Source organism: Aureicoccus marinus (assembly GCF_002954325.1).
GTDB lineage: Bacteria > Bacteroidota > Bacteroidia > Flavobacteriales > Flavobacteriaceae > Aureicoccus > Aureicoccus marinus.
Genome location: NZ_MQVX01000001.1, coordinates 1,150,863 through 1,170,833, shown reverse-complemented (window position 1 = coordinate 1,170,833; position 19,971 = coordinate 1,150,863). Strand labels below are relative to the sequence as shown.

The window sequence follows — 19,971 nt, the reverse complement described above, 5'->3', positions numbered from 1 at the left end:
CTTGAAAATAGTCTTTTGTACAAGGCTGGGAAAAACACTTTGAACCAACCTACCAAAAAAAGAATGGATATCGGTACGGAAAGAATCGCCACATAAACTTTAGTCTAGAACTGAAATCAACACCTAATGGATGGTAAAGATATTCTATCCTCTGCTTAAGTGGTTTATTTTCAAAATTATGATACATTGATCTGTGATCATTTTCACACGTTCCGTTGAAGTCAGGCATAACCATCACAGGGATATTTTGCTTAACAGCCCTTAAGGTGTAATCGAAATCGGCAATCCCATGCTTATACCCATCAGAGAGTGTTCCAATTTTATCAACCACTTCTTTGGAAGAATAAAGGATGTTGGCATTGCCCAACTCACAAGACTGGATTTCGCCATTCGGTATTCTTTTTTTAAACTTATATAACCACTTATTGGTGATTACAGCACCGCCATAGCTCAATTTTTTTGAGATTGGATCCTGGGTTGAACCAATATAAATCCCCTTTTTTCCATAATTAGTTTCACACAGGGATTCGGTTAGATTAAGTTGCCCAAAAAGATTAGGATATACATTTGTATCGTCATTTAAAAGGAGATAACCGTCGTATGTTCCTTTATTAAGGGCTTTTCGCATGAACTGTTCATTCCGTTGGCCCAAAATAGATCTCCAGTGCCATGAATAACTTGAATTTCGGGATCAAAAGATTTAATTGCTTCCCGAGTTCCATCGCTCGATCCATCGTCAGTAACGTAAATGTCCAATTCAATAGTTGAATTCGATTTCTTCAGCGCTTCTTTTAAGTGTTCTAGTGATTGGATGGTTTTATCCCTACGATTAAAACAGGTGTATAGCGCAGCAATTCTTTTCACTGATTTTGTTTCAGACATGCGGGCAAATATAATTTTTCATCTTGAATTGAAATCTTATTTTCGTTCTGTTTAAACGGAGAAAAGAGAATATTTATTTAATGCCCATGAATAAACTCGAGAAATTGATCTATGATGTGGTCAAGAAGAATCCGGGACTTAAAAGAAGGATTCGAAATGTATACCAGAGTGCATTTGACCTAATGCCTAGGAAAAAAAACTATTCTGTTAACCCTATTTCGGTGAAAGAGGGTTACTTTTTCGGTTTTCATGATGTCACCCCGTTTTCCTTAGATGATCAATTAGTCCTTGCTAATAAGTTGACTATACCGCGAAGAATGCCTGGACCAAAGGATCTTTTAGAATTGGGTTATTTCACTATTGATGGAGGTCTTAAAGAATTCATTAAAATTGGTGAGACGTATTCTTGGAATTATCACAAAGGTTGTCGAATGCAGTGGCTTAATCAGGAGGAGGTTATATATAATTCGGTCGGAGAAAAAGGAATGGGAGCAACTATAGTCAATATTCGTTCCAAAAAGGAACGCAAGATAAACTTTCCTATTGATAGTGTTCATGAAGGTGGCCACTTGGCAAGTTCTTTTAGTTATGAAAGATTAGAAAGCTGTATGGGGGGCTACGGCTATTTATACAAGGACGATTCTTATTTGGAGGAGAATGTTCCCGATGGAACTGGACTTTTTTGATTGATCTGAATAGCAATGAACGGCGCCAAATCCTGAGTATAAGAGAGCTTTTTGAATTTGGTGATGTGCCGGATTATGTTAAGAATCAAAAAACTTTGTTACGCATACTCTTTTCTCAAAGGATGGTCGATACTTGTCTTTTATGCATCGTGCTGTGTCGTCACAATACGATGCTCTTAGATGGTCAAGGTTACTGGTCTACGACTTGCATGAAAACAGTCTTCATGTAGCTGGTACTGATGATATGGTTTCACATTATGTATGGAACGATCAGAATCAGATTATCGCCTTTTGCAGGATGGAAGGTATCGACAGTCATATTCTATTTAAAGATCCACATCTTTTAAGCTGGGAGCGATTGGCTTATCCACGTCTGAATTCTGATGGTCACCAAAGTTTTATAGATTCCAATAACTTTATTACTGATACCTATCCAGATAAACGCAGAATGGCGCGCATATTTAAGGTTAATATCCACTCGAATGAGGTAAAATTATTGGCTAATTTAAATTCGTTGAAAAAGTATCAGTCTATCCCTGGATCACATTGGGCTTGTGATTTGCATCCACGAATGAATAGAGCAGGGAATGTTATGTGTTTTGATTCTGTCTTCACCGGCAAAAGAGCCTTATGCATAATGGAAGTTTGAGTCCCACCCTGTTTTAAGCGCCAAAAATCCATTTCTTCAGTTCTTTACCGCATTTTTGTTCGATGAACAAGTTGGTCAAATGACTGTATCCTATTGTCAGTATGATCACCAAAAGAGTACTCAGAAGAGTGTTGGTGTCGGTATTGGTAATCTTTAAATATTTAAAGAAAAAGGCAGGAACGACCAATACCAACAGAAAATGATTTAAGTAAATGGAATAAGAGAGTTTGCCTAAATATCTAAATAGTTTTGAATCCATTAGTTTCGAGAGCAATCCATTACTACCAGTTAGTAGATATATAAATACCCCGAAGAAAAGAGGGAAAATAAACGTAAAGAATATCATTTTTGGGACGAAAACCATCGAGTGTAGTTGAAATAGTAAGAGCCCCAATACAATTAAAAGTAAATACTCGATTACATTAGGAGATTTACTTGGCTTTTTGTTGTAAAAAAACCAAGTAAAATAGCCAATGCTAAAAGAAATTATACCTCTTATGAACCTGAGATCGAGGGCCCAATCCTGTACTTTTGCGAGAATCAAAATTGCGTATCCTAATAAAATACCTATCACAAACAACACATTCTTTAGTTTTTTTGGAGTAAAAACCAATAGTAATCCGAAATACATATATGCGATCATTTCTGCTGAAATTGACCACGAGGGCCCATTGATTCCTCCACTATTGCCTAAAACAGGTGTGGAATTCATAAATAACAATGAATCAAAGAGTCTGGTTATCAGAACACCTATGGAATCAACATTTTCTACCATTTTTGGCATGAGATAGTTGATGCTCACATCAACTATAAAAAATAGCATTACAGTATAAAAGAGCAGAGGATAAAGGCGTATAAATCGTTTTTTCATGTAAAGCCATAGCGCTTCTTTTGAGCTTAGATGGTGATAGTTGAGACTGATTACAAAGCCAGAGAGAACGAAGAAAAAATCGACAAATGTCCAGGACTCTCTAATTATAAAGTTGGGATATAAGTAAGAAGGGACGGCGTATGGGTCAAAGTGAAAAAAGACTACCATCAGACTAAAAAGACCTCTAAGACCGTCAAGCTTGTGTAATCTCATAATTTAGGATGTTGAGAACAGAATTATAATTTGTGTTTTTAATTGTATAATAACGCTGTTATGCAAGTATTGAAGCGTACAACTTTTGATAGATCTCAGCGATATTTTTCCAATTAAAAGATTCGAAATCTTTCGTTTCAATGGTGAAATTATTGTAACCTTTTCTTATTTCTAAAATTGCATTTTTCAGTTCCATGATGGAGTAATCCTCCAATGCGATACCTAAATGCCGCCCTTTGAAAAAAGAATAAATCCCTGCTGAACGATGAAATATTAAGGGTAATCCTTGCGTAAGAGCTTCGACATAGACCAATCCGAAAAGTTCATTTCGAGATACCATTAGAAAGGCATCAGCTTTTCTGTATCTTCGAGTAATTTCTTTTTGTCCTTTATTTTTCCCAGATATTGAATATCCTTCCTATTTTCAAATTCGGCCGTGATTTCACTATAATACTCCAATTCGGAATTGTTGCTTCCTCCAATCACAATCAATTCGAATTGGTTTCCTTCCTTGTTCAGCTCCTTCAATGCCTGAAGGGCCAATTCAAGCTTCTTTCTTTTTAGAATCTGACCTACATAGATAAAACGAAATGGTTCCTGAGAATCGATGTCTTTTATGGCTTTTTCTGCAGTGTTCTTATGCCAAAAATGATCAATACCGTTAGGAATTACCATGGTTTTTTTTTCCAGCGATTTAGACAAACCCTCTGGTAACATGTCAAGGAATTTTTTACGTGATACTTCAGAAATAAAAATGATATCTCGGGCCGAATTTAAGACCATATGAATATAACCTCTTCTGTGAACCATGTACTTATACTGTAAATTGATATCAGTACTGCGCACTGCTACGGTAAAGGGCAGGGAGTAGGATTTAAACAATTCATATGCTAATGCGCCATCATTAAAAAGGTTATGTGCATGAACTAGCTCACAGTTTTCATGTAAATTTCGACCGATCAGGTCCTTAAAAAGGCTTCTCACCTTAACCTTAAAGAGAAATTTATGCTTTTTTTTCAGAATCCTGGAAAAATGTAACTCTCCTTGTGCTAAATCAACTTGATTTTCAGGACTGCGGTTCCATTTGATGGGAACATAAATCGTTTGTTTATGACTTGAATCTAACTCTCTATATAGGTAGGAATAGAGATGATTATCGATATAGTAAGAATTGATGTGTAAGATCCTCATCTATTGTAGTCTTTTAATTAGAGAATAAAAGGTATTCTTGGCTTACATTTGTGCCAGCTTCCTACAAGCCCCACGAAATAACTATTTTTTTTAATAGTCTAGGTAAGAACAATGGTAAAATTACTTAAGAGAATTGTACGTTTTTTAAACCCTAAACGAATAGTCTTTCGAAGCCAGTTTATTCCTAAGAGAGTCATTTATACATTAGATGAAAGCAAAGAGGACTACTTCCATTCGTTTGAATTTAAACCCCAAAGCGAGATCCCTTCTAAAAATGATTCTGCCCAGTTATACAGTTTGATCGGTGGAAGGATAGACACAGACAATGACAAGACAGTAGTGGTCGTCAATTCAGATAATGAAATGCTTGCTGAACCTTCTTTTCATTATCGAAATGGGCGCTATGTTCAACCCGAAGAAAACATTGTTTTTACTTCGACTTACTACAGTGATCAACCGAAAGCCCTTGATGGGACTGTTTTTTCCTTACTTTCTGGTGGAGGTTCTTCAAAAAACTACTATCATTGGCTGTTTGATTCCTTATCTAGGATTCACATTCTTCAATCCTCTGGCACTGATTTGGACGATATTGATTATATTCTTGTGCCTGGTCCAATTCAGGGATACAAACTAAAAGCCTTAGAGTCCTTAGGTTTATCTTCAGAGAAAATAGTTAATAGTCAATTCCATCGACATATCACCGCAAACAAATTATTACTTACATCTCATCCCAATGACCCTTCTGCTCCTATGCCGGAGTGGATACCTGGTTTTTTGAAGGAATTATTTGGGGAGTTTAGACAGTTACCTGATTCTAGAGCCAAGATATTTATAAGCAGGTCCCAGGCTAAGACTCGTCGATTAGTCAATGAGGAAGAAGTTTTCTCGTATCTGGAGCAGAAAGGGTTTGTCAAAGTCTTTTTAGAGGAAATGGCTTTTGAAAAACAAGTAAGTCTATTTTCTAATGTTGAAACGATAGTTAGTCCCCATGGTGCGGGTATGGCGAATTTGGTCTTTTGTAAAGCAGAAACCCGAGTTATTGAACTTTTCCCTAACAACAGTAACTCACTTATTTATCAAGAATTAGCTGAATTGACGAATTTACAATACTCAAAGCTTAATGAATTGGTTAATGACACTAGTCTTACTCCTGATCTTCATGTTGATTTTAAGATAGAGCTTTCTGATCTACAAGAGATTCTGGAGTGATATATTTTTTAAGAGTCATTCTGTAAACCAACTTCTACAAATATGCTCGAATTTCTAAAACGTGTACAAATAATAAGAAGCATTTCTATAAAGGCTACAACAGTAATAGCATTACTTATGCTGCTTATATACTATGGATCCTTTATGGAACGGAACTACAGGATTTTACCTTCCTATTTAGATTGGACAGCTGTTCCTTATAGGATATATAAAAATTGGCAGCGCAATCGGCCGAAGGATATCCCCAATATTGATTTTAAGTTAAAGGAGTATCTGGTTAATTCAGAAGGCCTTCAGAGGACTAATTTTATGCTGAAAACAGGGGCTATTGGTTCAAAGGATAGTCTTCGGGTTCTATTTTATGGGCAGTCTATTACAAGGGGGCTAAATAGCGAGCATATAATTGATCAAATGCAATCGATTAATCCCGGTGTCAAAATTATTTTTGATAACAAATCAATAGGTGGATTTACTGCGAAGCATCTAGTCAGAACTCTTGAGCATGATGTAATCCCTTTTCGACCGGATCTGATTGTTTTTCATGTATATGGGGGAGTGGAAGACAGAAAACTCGAAGGAATTTTTCACCAGTTTAAAACCAGAACTACTGCGGAAGTTCTTATATACAATCACCATCTGAACGCAGAATCTAATTTAAAGGAGAGAAATGAGCAATGGTTAAAGGACGATGTGGGTTCAAATAAACTGCAGGAATTGTGTTTTAAATATGGTTTTGCTTTACTGGACATCCGATCTCTTTGGAAGGATTATCTAAAGAGGAACCCTGAAATCTTATTACCGGTTTTAATGAAGGATGCAATTCACCCAAATAGAAATGGCAATTATTTGATTGAATCAGCTATTATATCTGCCTTTTCTGAACAAGAGACAGCTGTGCATTGGGCAGACAAGAATGAAAAATTGATACATGAAATTCAACTTGGTAAAGGATACGTTACTCTTGATTCTATCCTTAATACCGATAATGCTCAACTCATACCTCGTTCCGATTTTTTGTTATTGACTCAGGGTAAATTGGAAGTTACTTTTACAGGGTTTCGAATTGAACTGATTTCTCCCTTAAACATTCCTTCATCTGAGGGTGCTAAGGTCAAATTTCTAATAGATGGCAAACCCTTATCAGAATGGAAAAAGACGTACTTTGTAACCCGCCCTTCGAGAAGTTTAGATTATTTTACTCCAGCGCTTAAGCGAGTAAATCTCGTTGGAACACAGGTCAGAGACGAATATGAACTTATAATCACCTTTATCGATCACGATAAAAAGGAAATTAGCTACGAGGTATTTAGTAAGTCCAATGGATTTGAAGGAAATGGCTCTAATCAAAGTGTTTTTGAATCTAAATCGGGTCGTATTCGTATTAATCCTTCTGATTTTTACATTTTTGAATCCGACGTTCACACCCAAAGTAGAACTTCTAAAGGTTTTAAGATTAACTGGAAGGTACAACCTTATATAGGCGATTATGCTGTTTATTCTTCAAAGAATACCCAGACAAATGATATTTTTGAATTGTCCAATAAAACTCACAAGCTCAGCATTGAGTTGATTGAAGGTAGTAGGCCGTTTCCAATAAGTGCTTTTCGAATATATTCTCCTCACAAGATGAATAACTAGGTTTCGAAATCCCTGCCTTTATGAATTTGGATATGGTAATGGTTTATAACACCTTGAAGTAGACAGTAGAAATTAAAAATGTGAAACAGCCCTTCAAGAATTGGTTCTACAAAGAATATGACGAAAGTTACAAAGGTGAATAACAAGAGCTGTAATTGAACCAAGTTGTGTTTAGAATGTTTTATGGTATTTAGAGTTTTTGACAAAAACCTCAGGGTGATAAAAATAAGATAGAAAAACATCAGGACCCCTCCGTACCGAGCAGCATCCAACCAAATATTATGAGAATAACCAATAGCTTCTTTTTCCCAACCAAATGGTTGCTCAATCATTAATTCAAGACTTTTCTCCCATCGAATGGTGCGACCACCAGCAGTAGCCGTATTGTCATTTTGTTCCAATCGAGAATTTAATACGGTAAGGTAATCGGCTTCGAGATCTACTGGGAAGAACACGAGGATAATACTGCCAAGAATAATCAAGCGTATGATCAATTGGAGGTTCGATATTTTAGTTTGAACGGGAATTATGAAGAGTATACTGATCAAGGTGTTCAATACAATGAGAACAAGTTGGGTTCTATTCCCTAATCTAAATACGCAGAGTAAAGTCACTATAAAGGCCAAAATCATGAAAAACCTAAAAGCCTTTGTTAACTTGACTTTATAGAGCAATAAGAAGCCAGGGACACAAAGATATATATTAAGTAGCCTCCCATTGCAGTTGCATTGAGAGTTTTGCCATTCCAGAATAAGGCAATATCCCTCTGGGTTTGTACGAAACCACCATCGACCAAGTTGAGAACGATAGAGGTGAGCGCAGTGATAGAAAAACAAAAAGACAAAACGAAGAGTACCTGGAACATCTGTTTAGAAGACTTCAGCGTTAGTCCTACTCGCTTACCTATAAGGTAGAATCCTGCCGGAAAGCTCGAATAAATAATGAGAAATTGAACCCCCTGTTCCATTTTAAAGCTGTAGACAGCTGCGTATATCAGAGAAAAAGTGAACAAGATAAAAGCATCAAAATCGATCAACTTTTTGAACAAGTTTGGCTGAAGAATAATGCTGATTATTAACAAATAACCAGCTAGAAACCCTAATCGATAAGGGTCCAGGAGAAATATCAGCAAAAGAGCTGATAGAATTACTCCAAAGGATTTTATGAATTGTCTTAGCTCTAGCACTTTTTCAAGTTAATGGATTTTCCGAACAAATTTTGCCGGATTACCTGTCCATATTTCATTATCAGGAACTCTTCCTCTAACTACTGAGCCCGCACCAATAATCGCACCTTTACCTACATATGATCCTTTTAAAATAATGGAGTGGGCTCCAATAAAAGCATCATCATCGATGAATACAGGTTTAGTTCTCCCAATGTCTGTCTTAGCATCTCTTCTAAGGTGAGCATCAAGTTGATGAAAATCAGTATCGTATATTTTGACTCCTCCACCAATTTTAACATCTTTTCCTAGCTGTACGAATTCGTGACAAACTATAGAACAATTAGAAATTCCGCAATTATCGCCAATTACGAGTCGGGCATTTTTCTTTACCACTAAAGCAGTTCGAGTATCCCCTCCAATTATGTTGTAATTTTTTCCGCTGTTGATTTTGACATTTTTGCCAAACTGAATTCGACCTTTTCCTTGAATGCGTAACAACCCATTGATTCGTGGTACTTTTGACCAGGAAGTCTTCGCGCTAGAAAGTTCAACTCTATTAATTATTGCGAATCGAAGAGAGCGCAAAGAAACGATTCTCCAGATGTGTCTTAAAACTGACATACCTTACTCTTAGTGGTTATTAATAATTTTATAGATTTGATGCAGTCGTTGAGAATTGGTCTCTCTATTGTGCCTTATAGTTGCGACCTCAATTCCTTCTTGAGAAATGCTCTTACTCAATTCCTGGGAGTCAAAAATACGTTTGATTTCTTGTGCGAGCATTTCATGTTCTTCAAATCTGTAGAGTAGCCCAGTAATTTTATGGGTCACCATATCAGGAATTCCTCCTGTGTAAGAAGCAATTATTGGGGTCCCTAAGATTTGGGCCTCTCCTAAGGAATTTGGGCTGTTTTCGATACTAGAAGGACAGATGAACAAATGGCAATTTAAATATTCAGAGATCATTTGCTCGGCAGTTAATCCTCCTAGGAAGGTCATTTGGTTTAAGAGACCCAGTTTAGCACCAAGCTTTTTTATGTATACGCCGTATCCTTTAAGTGGTCTTTTACCAAAACGGCTAGGTCGAATAATGTTACTTCCTGCAATACGTAGCTGAATTTTAGGGTAGTCTTCATTTATGAGAGATACTGCCTTGATTACTTGATGCAAACCCTTTAAAGGTCTTGTGGATTGGCTAATAAAGATGGTATATGGAGTACAGTTATCGAAACTCCATTTGGTTGAGCTGTAAAAAGGATCCCTCAAAGATTCATTTTGAAAGTGATAATTGACCGTCGGATTAATTGCCTTAGCGTGCGAATAATCCCAACTCGTTCGTCCAATTATATGTTTTACCCCTTTAAGTATCGGTAACTCGACGGTTTTGCCTCTTATTTTAAATTCTTTGTGTTGATCAAGAATAGAATCACGCTTAATCAAATCCCTTATGGTGATCGTCGAGAGGATGTCTCCTCGACCTAGTCTCGCTAAATAGTAGCGTGTATAAACACTTATTAGGCCTTGGATGGAAACCACGAAATTACCTTCAGGATAAACTTTCATCAAAGAAAGCCCATGTGCGTACTCAGAGCCGTGCATGTGAATTACATCGGGTTGCACTTCATCTATGATTCTTTTCCATTTAGGTTCTAGTCTCTTGTCGTACTTATTCTTTATTTTACTCCCCTTTATTAAGTAATGAGTTATACCTTCTGACACAAATGTTTGATCCTTAGACGAAACCGTAACTGTGGCCACGGTTAGCTCTATATCTTCGAACCGGGCCATTGCCCTTCCTAATCCAAACATCCACCCGCCTACAAAAGGCACAGGAATTTCAAGATATTTTGCAAACTCAGGAAATATGGTATTGGTTATCCAAAGAATTTTCATTGAGGTATAAGGGATCTTATTATTTCTAATTGTCGCAAAGGGTTGTAATACTGTTTTATTTTATTCAAGGAATACAATTGCGAAGTTTGAATTTCTTCATCGGATTTGTTGCACCATAACCGGATCTTTTCGCTGAGGTCGTCTACATCATTTTCTTTAAAAAATGAACCATTCATCCCATCCTTAATAACTTCAAATTCGGGCATTTGTTTTGAAAAATTGTCATTTGTAATTAAAGGGACCCCAAAAGTTGCTGCGTGAATGGCAGTCAAGCCAATCGGTCCAGGAGAAATACAAATGTGAGATTCATTAAAAAGTTCTGCGATTTCCAATTCATCATAAGTTTCGCCGTAAAACCAAACATGTTCGCTCAAGCCAAGTTTATTTACTAATTCTTTCAAATTGGACCCGTCCGTTTCTTTGCCGACCAAAACTAGGTTAATTTTTATCTCTGGTTTCAATTTGGTCATAGCGTGCAAGATCAGGTCTAGTCTTTTAACTTTTTGCAATCTCCCCACATAGATCAAAGTCTGGAAGTCATTCTTAAAATACTTGGAAAAGATCAGTTTTTGGTTGAGATTCCTGCGTATTTCAAGTTGTTTGGTATAGTCTAGGGAATTGTATATGACCACGAGCTTTTTTTCTTTGAATCCCTCTTTTAGCATAATTTTTTCTGAATAATGCCCGTAAAGTAGAATTTTATCAAAAAGGCGGTAAAATGACTTTTCGAACCCTTTTCTTTTTCCCTTTTTTTCTCCTTTCATTCCGTGTGTCCAAACCCAAACTTTTCTGTTTAAAAGGCGACCACATAGCCCGATTACCCAGTTGCTTACGGTGTAAGGGGATCCCGTCAGGATACAAATGGACTCTTGATGTCTAAAAAAAGCTCTTAGGGCCCCTTTTTGCCAGAGGTAATTGGTACCTAGAATATTTTTATTGACTATATAGTTTTTGAATCCACTGAGATCGTCCATATCGATGGATCGGATGCTACCCTTCAAATTTTTACCGAAGTAGAAATCTGTTTGGAAATGTTCATCAATAAGCCGATAAATCGGCAAGCGATAGTGAGGAGCATAGTTAAAGATGCACGTCAGTCTTAGTTTTTTCATTTTGAACTCTTGATAAATTCTGTGAGTCGGAAGATTAACGCACTAAGCTCCATTATATTAAAAAGTTTGGCAATCGCAAGATAGCTAATAGAGGCCAATACAGGAGTAATACATAGCCAAACAACATGGTTTATCGATTTGAGGTAAACCCCCGAAATATATACTAAACCAGCCATGATTATTCTTGCTAGGAATACTTTCTTTAAGTCTTTTGTTTGGTGAATTGCTCCATACTTAATGAATCTACCAGACGAGTAGGTGTTTATAAAGAAATGGATTAAGGTCGAAAGTGTAAACCGTCAGCTAAAAGTGGACTGAATTGATTGAAAGTTAAGTGACACTTTTCTACCTTCCAAGAGTTGGGAGGAGATCACTTAAAATCAATTCAATTATGGCCAAACAACAAAAGAAATCAGCCAGCCAAACGGTAAGAGAAATTAAGCGTAAAACCCGCAGGCAATTCTCCGCAGAAGAGAAGATCAGAATTGTTCTTGAAGGTCTTCGAGGAGAAGAATCAGTAGCCAGTATTTGCAGAAAGGAAGGAATAGCCTCTGGTCTTTATTACAAGTGGTGTAAGGACTTTATGGAAGCAGGAAAGAAAAGACTTCAGGGCGATACCCTTCGGGAAGCAAACAGTACGGAAGTAGAGGAACTCAAGAAAGAGAATCATGATCTCAAGCTTACTGTTGCAGAGCAAACCCTGGAGATCCGTGGTCTTAAAAAAAGCTTGTAAAGTACCATCCGTATATGCGTTACTCACAATCAGAGAAGATGGAGATCATCCGCATTGTGGAAGGATCAGAGCTGGGGGTCAACAGAACCCTTGTAGAGCTTAAAATCAATAAGAGCACTTTCTACAATTGGTATAGGCGTTATCAGGAAGAGGGCTTTGAAGGTCTGAAGAATCAGTACAATCCCGAGCGAGTGGTTTGGAATAGAATCCCGGCACAAATCCAGGAAGATATCCTTGATCTAGCCTTAGAACAGCCAGAGAGATCAGCAAGGGAACTGGCTTGTCTTTACACGGATAACAAAGGTTACTTTATCTCTGAATCCAGTGTGTACAGAATCCTAAAAAGAGCAGGGTTGATCACTGGCCCAGCCATGCAGGTAATCAGTGCTTCTGATCGCTTTAAAGACCCAACAGTTCGAATCAATCAGATGTGGCAAACTGATTTTACCTACTTCCGGGTAATTGGCTGGGGATGGTATTACCTCTCCACCATCATGGATGATTACAGCCGTTATATCATAGCCTGGGAACTCTGTTCTTCCATGAAAGCCTCAGATGCCAGTAGAACACTCGAGATGGCTTTAAAAAGAACAGGGCTAACCAAGGACCAAGCTCCCAAGTTACTCTCAGACAATGGCTCCTGTTATATCTCCCACGATCTGCAAGCCTTTGTCCAAAGCAAAGGCATTAAGCATGTCAGAGGAGCGCCAGCTCACCCACAAACACAAGGCAAAATTGAACGCTATCACAGGACATTGAAGAATGTGATTAAACTCGATAATTACTACATTACGGGACATTTAAAACTGGCTATTGATGAATTTGTACACTTCTACAATAGTGATCGATATCACGAATCACTCGGTAATGTCACCCCTGAAGATGTGTTCACAGGAAGGCACCATAGAATCCTAAAACGAAGAGACAAAATCAAACAGAGAACAATCCAAATTAGAAGGAAAAATCATCAAAAAAGAAAACTAAAAAATAGTGCCTAACTTTCACTAAGCATTAGTTCAGTTTCACTTGAAGACGTACATCCTTTCGGGGGTATTTTGATAAATTTATTTATCTATTGTGCATGTTTGCATCTCTCCGAGATATCTTACCAGAAAAACCATTCATAATAGGCGCTTTGTAAGTGCCTTCTTTTAGCCATTTCTGCTCTCAATAATCTTTTGAGCTAACTTACGGATAGAAAAACTATTTAATTAATTTCACCGGGACCTATTGTTCTTAGTATACAGAAGTAAATTTTTGGTTAATGAACAAGTTTGAAAGTTTGGTTTATAACGCGGTCAAGAATAACCCCATTATAAAACTTATGCTTCGTAATGCCTACCAGGGTGTTTTTGATATTCTTCCAAATAGAAAAGATTACTCTATTAACCCAATTGTTGCTAAAGAGGGATTTTTCTTTGGTTTTCACGACCTGAATCCCTTCCACACAAATGATAGTCTACTCTTGGCTAATCGTTACTTGATTCCCAAAAGAATGCCGAATCCGGGCGAAGAACTGGAAGTGGGGTATTTCAACAAGAATGATTTTTGGTCCGAATTCAAACCATTGGCAAGAACAAAGGCCTGGAACTATCATAAGGGGTGTAGGCTGCAATGGCTTGATAATGAAAGTGTTATATTTAACGATAGGGAGAGTAATCGTTTCGTATCGCGTATTTATCATCAAAATGGAGAGTTCCTAAAAACATTGGATTATCCGATTGACTCTTGTTCACAGGATGGTCGAATGGCGAGCTCGTTCAGTTATGAAAGACTGGAAGAGTTGATGGGTGGTTATGGTTATCCCTATGCGGATGGGGAGGCTTTTTTAGAGGAATATTTTCCAAAACAAACCGGACTTTTTACCATTGATATAGGTGCCAATACAAGAGAATTATTAGTGAGTATAGAAGAACTTAAAACGATAGGGGAAGTACCTAGATATGTCTCCGAACAAACTCACTTTGTAACGCATACTTTGTTTTCTCCTGATGGAAGGTATCTGGCCTTTCTTCATCGATCTGTTAAAAGAGAAGCCGCCTTAAAAAGATGGTCTAGACTCTTGGTTTACGATTTGAAAAAAGGAGAATGTCACGCAGCTCCGACGGATGATATGGTTTCTCATTATGTTTGGAATGAAAAAAATCAGATCATTGCCTACTGCAGGCTAGAGGGAGTAGATAGTCATATTCTTTTTGAGAGTCCGACAATGGAAAAATACCGAAGAGTTGCCTATCCGAGACTTAATTCTGATGGGCATCAGAGTTTTGCATCGGACACGATTTTTGTTACAGATACCTACCCGGATAAATGGCGCATGGCCAAATTGTATTTAGTGGATACCAAAACCAACGAAGTTCAATATTTGGCCAGTTTAAACTCTTTGAAAAGTTTTCAATCCATAATGGGACAGCATTGGGCCTGTGATCTCCATCCTCGAATGAATCACACGGGGAATATGGTTTGCTTTGATTCGGTTCACACCGGTAAGAGAGCACTTTGCTTAATGCCTCTCAGTTAAATACTATCATTACAAAGCAGGTTGATAAATGATTATCTCCTTTACCAGCAAATGAGTTCTTCTAAACGGCAAATGACTGTTCCAATTGATGATTAGAGTTGCGCAGCCCTTTTGCGATATCATATCTATGTTTACCTTTTTGAGTTACAATGGTATCCCCATGCTGAGCTTTTATTTTCCAATAAATGTCAAAGCCTTGAGGTGTTATTTTTTTAGTGTATTTATCTGCTTCGAAGATGAAAAAGTCTTACGGAAAAAGGGGTATTCTTCCGGAATCAGAAGTAAAGATCTCCTCATTTGTGCCATATTAATCTAAGCCGCTATTGAATCCTTCTAGCCGATATGAAATAAATTCTTTGTAGTGATCAATGGATAATATTTTCAGCTTCCAATCCTCTAATTGTAAATTTTTACCCAGTCTTACCTTTTTTAAGGCTGGACTCCAGTGATTATAGCCACTTGACGGTCTTGTCCTTAGGTAAAGCTCGTCAAAATCAGATGGTTTTTTTCCGTCAATATGCACCAGGAGCTTTTCGCTTTCCTAGGCACAGTTCTGGGGCAGAACCAACTCTATTTTTTTCTAACAAAATCAAGTGCTAACCAACTTGAATCGAGCTGAAAGTGGTTATCCTCAATACTGAATTTCCCCCATCACGTTAAATTAGAACTTTTTCCTTCTTGTAAGCTCTATTTTAAGTTAATGACCATGATCTGATTAGACCAGCCTCGGTTATAATGCTGATGACTTATGAGATTGAATCTAAAATGTCTAAGAATTGAATCTTTTAAAAGTAAATTGACTTCATTGTTAGGATGTACATTACTGTAGACTTCGTCGACCATCAGGTTATTGATATCGTACCCTTTATTTGTAGTTAAATAAGCTCGCCACCCCATTTGAACATCCACCAGCTCACAGCCGTATTTTTGGGCAGATGATTAATAAGTTGAGAGCAATTATCGTCTTTAAGAGTTTGGTTCTTAGGGGAGTCTCTATTGCCATACCAGGCAATATGATGATTCAAGAGCATTATTTCGCTCGTTGTTTTAGCTTTAATCGAACGAATTATTTCCTCGAGTGCTCCTGTGTCTTCATCTGCATACATATGAAATATGGCCCGATCCGGCTAATGTAAACCGTCAGCTAAAAGTGAACTGAATTGATTGAAAGTTAAGTGACACTTTTCTACCTTCCAAGAGTTGGGAGGAGATCACTTAAAATCAATTCAATTATGGCCAAACAACAAAAGAAATCAGCCAGCCAAACGGTAAGAGAGATTAAGCGTAAAACCCGCAGGCAATTCTCCGCAGAAGAGAAGATCAGAATTGTTATTGAAGGTCTTCGAGGAGAAGAATCAGTAGCCAGTATTTGCAGAAAGGAAGGAATAGCCTCTGGTCTTTATTACAAGTGGTGTAAGGACTTTATGGAAGCGGGGAAGAAAAGACTTCAGGGTGATACCCTTCGGGAAGCAAACAGTACAGAGGTAGAAGAACTCAAGAAAGAGAATCACGATCTCAAGCTTACAGTAGCAGAGCAAACCCTGGAGATCCGTGGTCTTAAAAAAAGCTTGTAAAGTACCATCCGTATATGCGTTACTCACAATCAGAGCTGGGAGTCAACAGAACAATTGATATGGCTTTAAAGAGAACGGGATTAACCAAAGACCAAGCTCCCAAGTTACTCTCAGACAATGGCTCCTGTTACATCTCCCACGATCTGCAAGCGTTTGTCCAAAGCAAGGGCATTAAGCATGTCAGAGGAGCACCAGCTCACCCACAAACGCAAGGCAAGATTGAACGCTATCACAGGACATTGAAGAATGTGATTAAACTCGATAATTACTACAGTCCGGAACATTTAAAACTGGCTATTGATGAATTTGTACACTTCTACAATAGTGATCGATATCACGAATCACTCGGCAATGTGACCCCTGAAGATGTGATCACAGGAAGGCACCATAGAATCCTAAAACGAAGAGACAAAATCAAACAGAGAACAATCCAAATTAGAAGGAAAAATTACCACAAAAGAAAACTAAAAAATAGTGCCTAACTTTCACTAAGCATTAGTCCAGTTTCACTTGAAGACGTACACCTGCATGCATCAAACCCTCCCAATGTTTAATACTCAAAATAAAGCCATGGTGATATTGCACCTCAATTCGTATTACATAGACAATCACCTATATTCGTCTTTACATGGTGCACAGGATGCACATTGTGAACAAAGGGTTTATATTCCAATCAAGTACAATCGCGAGCCTGAGAACCAGGTTGATCTACCTAACACTAGTTTATTTTTTGATAAGATCATTCGTAAAGATCATAAGTACAGGTTTAGGTATAAGATTAGAACGCTTACACGTAGAATAATTAAGCTAGGACTGCATGAGAACGTTGATTTTGTTCATGCGCATAACTTATACAATGACGGTGTTGTAGCTTACAAACTAAAGAAGAAGTTCGGCTTGAAGTATATCGTGGCTATCCGCAGTACAGATGTTGGGTTACAGTATAAGTTGATGTATCATCGAAGACCTTATGTTCATAAGGTCCTCAAAAATGCGGAAAAGATTATTTTTATATCGGACTCTTACAGAAGTCTGCTATCAGGCATGATTTCGGTACGGTGGAGAGAGCAACTCAAGAAAAAATTTGCAACTATTCCCAATGGCATTGATGATTTTTGGCATAACAATTACCGAAAAAAAGGGTTGTTAGAAAATCAAAAGGTGTTCAAGATCATTTATGTTGGTCAAATCCAACGAAGGAAGCATGTTATTGATTTGATTTCGGCAGTAAATCAAATTAATAAAGTCAAAGAGTTGGCTGTTGAGCTTGTCGTTGTAGGCGGTGCCAATGCGAAGGAAAAAGAATACTATCAGAATGTTTTAAGGGCAATCGATTCCTCGAAATATGTTGAGTATAAAGGGGTTGTCAAAGAGAAAGAGTCATTATTAAAGTATTATAGAGAGGCTAGCTGTTTTGCAATGATTGCTGAACACGAACTGTTCGGCTTAGTTTATATCGAAGCTCTTTCTCAAGGCTTACCGGTAATTTATAAACAGGGTGAAGGAATTAGTGGATTTTTAAGGAATGCTAATTGTGGAATAGCCGTAAACCAAATTACTGTTGAATCCATTCAGACTGCCATATTGAATTGTATCAATAACTATAATAGTTTAACTATTAATAAGTCTCTTATAGGGGTTTTCAATTGGAGTGATATCGCCCTATCCTATCGGTCATTATACCGACTTAGAAGCTGAGTTAGCAGGCTGTTTACTGACTCATTTACTGTTCTACAAATAACCGTGATTAATTCTTTTTTGGGTAGTATGTAAACCGTCAGCTAAATTTTTGCAGATGACTCCCTGGCAACTTCTCCTGAGGGATAAGAACCCATTTATTCTAGGTATATCCGCATAAACGACCTTTTCTTGCTTAAAAAGCATCCAGTTGAAGATCTCGTATTTATTCTTGCCAAAGGTGAGTGTATGGATAAGAAATCGAAGCATATGGATTCGGTTTATTGTAACTCTTTTGGTTATACATGTATGACTTACAAAACCACCTCTGGGATATTCATTAAATTTAATGAAAATAAACTTGGGAAAACTTTAAGACTTAGACTTTATCCTTATCCTAATGTGAAGAAAAATTCCAGGGTAATCTTTTCTCTTAAATGGCCTAATTAGCGATTATTGATCAGCGACTTTAATTGATTTATAATCGTTTTGAATTCGCGTATTTTCAACAAACGACAAAGTAGCAAATAGAATATTCCTCCAATTAAGAAGCAAATTAGGAGATAGACTACTCCTCCTATTATTTCACCTAAATTTTGCTGAAACCAATGCAAGGACAAGAACATATTGGTAAAGTATGTAATGCCAGAAGCGAACATGCCTACTGTAAAAATCTCCTTCAGGTCCCAGAGTTGCTTTAAAGCACCGTACTTCATAATCTTACCTGGGTGATAAGTATTGATGAAGAAATGGATTGAAGTAGAAATCAATTCTGCCAGGGCAACGTATACGATTCCATATTGAAAGGCAAATACTAAAAGCCCTATCCTTACGGCAATCTTTACATACTGCTGGCGAAGTATAAGATCGGTACGACCTATTGCTTGCATTAGGCTCACATTGACACCGGAGATAATGGTAACCATCCTAGCCAAACAAAAAAATTGCATTACCGGAGCAGCAGGAAGCCATCTTTCTGTTAATAATACCACTATGATCGGTTTTGCAAGAACTGCAAGGAACATAAATAGCGGGACGTTCAGTATTGCCACGAGTTTAATAATTTGACGAGTATGACCCACAAGTCTACTCAGATCATCCTGAACTCTGGAGAGACCTGGGAAAATCACTCTTCCTAGAGTAGAGTTAACTACCCCAAACGCAAAATCTGAGAATTGCATTCCTCGAGTGTAATAGCCAAATTGGGAGACACTAAGCATTTTGGGAATAAAAACGGCACTTAAGTTATTTACCAATACTCCCAAAACAGAGCCGATCAATATATTAGAACCATATCGAAATAAATCTTTGAATGAATGCCACGAAAAGATCCATAAAGGTCTCCATTTAATCAAGGCGTAAATTGCAACTAGGGCTATTAAAGCACGAACTATTTGCTGATAGATAAGGGCCATAACTCCATAGCCGTCGTAGGCCAAATAAACCGCTACAACGCCGGATAAAATGGAAGCAATGGCATTGATTATAGTTTGCACCTTAAAATTTAATTCTTTTGTTACAAGGGTCAGAGGAACAGCACCAAAAGCATTAATTATTAGGATAATGGCAATTATCCGTAAATAACGTGGGAGCTCAATATGTATGGGGTTATCACTGTAGAATTCGGCGAAATATGGAGCGCCTAAATAAAGTATAACATAGCAGATTATACTCAATAAGAGATTGAATATAAAAACGGTATTCTCATCCTGCAGGTTATGGTTTTTCTTTTGAATGAGAGCTTGTGAAAACCCGCTATCGATAAAAACCTTGGATATGGCAATGAAGATCAATAAGATACCCACTGTACCGTATTGTTCTTCTGTCAAAATACGGGCTAGGATAATACCCAGGATAAATTGAATAGCCTGAATTGAGAGACGCTCCATGGAGCTCCAAGCCAATCCACGAAACATTTTTTCTCCTAATTTCAATCGATAAGTTTTAATTCATT

Annotated in this window: 16 protein-coding genes and 2 pseudogenes; 8 read left to right on the top strand and 10 right to left on the bottom strand. The window is 37.5% G+C overall.

Annotated features, from left to right (window positions below):
• Positions 1-49: 49 nt before the first annotated feature.
• Positions 50-628 carry a glycosyltransferase family protein gene (locus tag BST99_RS05445; protein ID WP_105000896.1) on the bottom strand — a complete coding sequence of 193 codons (579 nt, stop codon included), beginning with the start codon at positions 626-628 and terminating at the stop codon, positions 50-52.
• Entirely contained in the window at positions 580-882 is a 303-nt protein-coding gene (locus BST99_RS05440) for a glycosyltransferase family 2 protein (protein ID WP_105000895.1), read from the bottom strand. Before BST99_RS05440 ends, BST99_RS05445 begins: the two co-directional genes overlap by 49 nt.
• An 86-nt stretch (positions 883-968) precedes the next feature.
• Here BST99_RS05440 and BST99_RS05435 point away from each other — a divergent pair, with 86 nt between their 5' ends.
• Positions 969-1,568 carry a hypothetical protein gene (locus BST99_RS05435; protein WP_146106212.1) on the top strand — a complete coding sequence of 200 codons (600 nt, stop codon included), beginning with the start codon at positions 969-971 and terminating at the stop codon, positions 1,566-1,568.
• A gap of 205 nt (positions 1,569-1,773) precedes the next feature.
• Positions 1,774-2,217: a hypothetical protein gene (locus tag BST99_RS05430; protein WP_219843815.1), complete on the top strand. Its 444-nt coding sequence runs from the start codon at positions 1,774-1,776 to the stop codon at positions 2,215-2,217.
• 13 nt (positions 2,218-2,230) lie between these two features.
• Here BST99_RS05430 and BST99_RS05425 read toward each other — a convergent pair whose 3' ends face one another.
• From BST99_RS05425 to BST99_RS05415, 3 genes are read right to left on the bottom strand one after another with little or no spacing between them, the layout of a single operon-like run.
• Positions 2,231-3,301, bottom strand: coding sequence for an acyltransferase family protein (locus BST99_RS05425; RefSeq protein ID WP_105000892.1), 1,071 nt, complete (start codon positions 3,299-3,301; stop codon positions 2,231-2,233).
• 58 nt (positions 3,302-3,359) lie between these two features.
• Positions 3,360-3,641 carry a glycosyltransferase gene (locus tag BST99_RS14780; protein ID WP_262494649.1) on the bottom strand — a complete coding sequence of 94 codons (282 nt, stop codon included), beginning with the start codon at positions 3,639-3,641 and terminating at the stop codon, positions 3,360-3,362.
• On the bottom strand, positions 3,641-4,492 hold the full coding sequence (locus BST99_RS05415; protein WP_105000890.1) for a glycosyltransferase: 852 nt from the start codon (positions 4,490-4,492) through the stop codon (positions 3,641-3,643). The genes BST99_RS14780 and BST99_RS05415 overlap by 1 nt, the downstream gene beginning before the upstream one ends.
• A 111-nt stretch (positions 4,493-4,603) precedes the next feature.
• Here BST99_RS05415 and BST99_RS05410 point away from each other — a divergent pair, with 111 nt between their 5' ends.
• Together BST99_RS05410 and BST99_RS05405 are read left to right on the top strand one after the other, a co-directional pair.
• Entirely contained in the window at positions 4,604-5,701 is a 1,098-nt protein-coding gene (locus BST99_RS05410) for a glycosyltransferase family 61 protein (protein ID WP_105000889.1), read from the top strand.
• Between the two features lie 144 nt (positions 5,702-5,845).
• A complete protein-coding gene (locus BST99_RS05405; RefSeq protein ID WP_146106211.1) occupies positions 5,846-7,339 on the top strand; it encodes an SGNH/GDSL hydrolase family protein in 1,494 nt (497 codons plus the stop codon).
• Here the strand turns inward: BST99_RS05405 and BST99_RS05400 are convergent.
• From BST99_RS05400 to BST99_RS05380, 4 genes are all read right to left on the bottom strand, one after another.
• Positions 7,336-7,833: a hypothetical protein gene (locus BST99_RS05400; protein WP_146106210.1), complete on the bottom strand. Its 498-nt coding sequence runs from the start codon at positions 7,831-7,833 to the stop codon at positions 7,336-7,338. The two genes, BST99_RS05405 and BST99_RS05400, sit on opposite strands and share 4 nt — an antisense overlap.
• 701 nt (positions 7,834-8,534) lie before the next feature.
• On the bottom strand, positions 8,535-9,005 hold the full coding sequence (locus BST99_RS05390; RefSeq protein WP_181044156.1) for an acyltransferase: 471 nt from the start codon (positions 9,003-9,005) through the stop codon (positions 8,535-8,537).
• A gap of 132 nt (positions 9,006-9,137) precedes the next feature.
• Positions 9,138-10,400, bottom strand: coding sequence for a glycosyltransferase family 4 protein (locus BST99_RS05385; protein WP_105000884.1), 1,263 nt, complete (start codon positions 10,398-10,400; stop codon positions 9,138-9,140).
• Positions 10,397-11,512: a glycosyltransferase gene (locus BST99_RS05380; protein WP_105000883.1), complete on the bottom strand. Its 1,116-nt coding sequence runs from the start codon at positions 11,510-11,512 to the stop codon at positions 10,397-10,399. Before BST99_RS05380 ends, BST99_RS05385 begins: the two co-directional genes overlap by 4 nt.
• Positions 11,513-11,903: 391 nt before the next feature.
• Between BST99_RS05380 and BST99_RS05375 the strand changes: the two are divergent.
• From BST99_RS05375 to BST99_RS05350, 4 genes and pseudogenes are all read left to right on the top strand, one after another.
• Positions 11,904-13,243, top strand: a pseudogene (locus BST99_RS05375) (IS3 family transposase).
• Between the two features lie 266 nt (positions 13,244-13,509).
• Positions 13,510-14,766 carry a hypothetical protein gene (locus BST99_RS05370; protein WP_105000882.1) on the top strand — a complete coding sequence of 419 codons (1,257 nt, stop codon included), beginning with the start codon at positions 13,510-13,512 and terminating at the stop codon, positions 14,764-14,766.
• 1,232 nt (positions 14,767-15,998) lie between these two features.
• Positions 15,999-16,822: pseudogene (locus BST99_RS05355) on the top strand (integrase core domain-containing protein).
• 46 nt (positions 16,823-16,868) lie between these two features.
• On the top strand, positions 16,869-18,038 hold the full coding sequence (locus BST99_RS05350) for a glycosyltransferase (RefSeq protein WP_105000879.1): 1,170 nt from the start codon (positions 16,869-16,871) through the stop codon (positions 18,036-18,038).
• Between the two features lie 425 nt (positions 18,039-18,463).
• Here the strand turns inward: BST99_RS05350 and BST99_RS05340 are convergent, their stop codons facing one another.
• On the bottom strand, positions 18,464-19,951 hold the full coding sequence (locus BST99_RS05340; RefSeq protein ID WP_105000877.1) for a lipopolysaccharide biosynthesis protein: 1,488 nt from the start codon (positions 19,949-19,951) through the stop codon (positions 18,464-18,466).
• Positions 19,952-19,971: the final 20 nt, after the last annotated feature.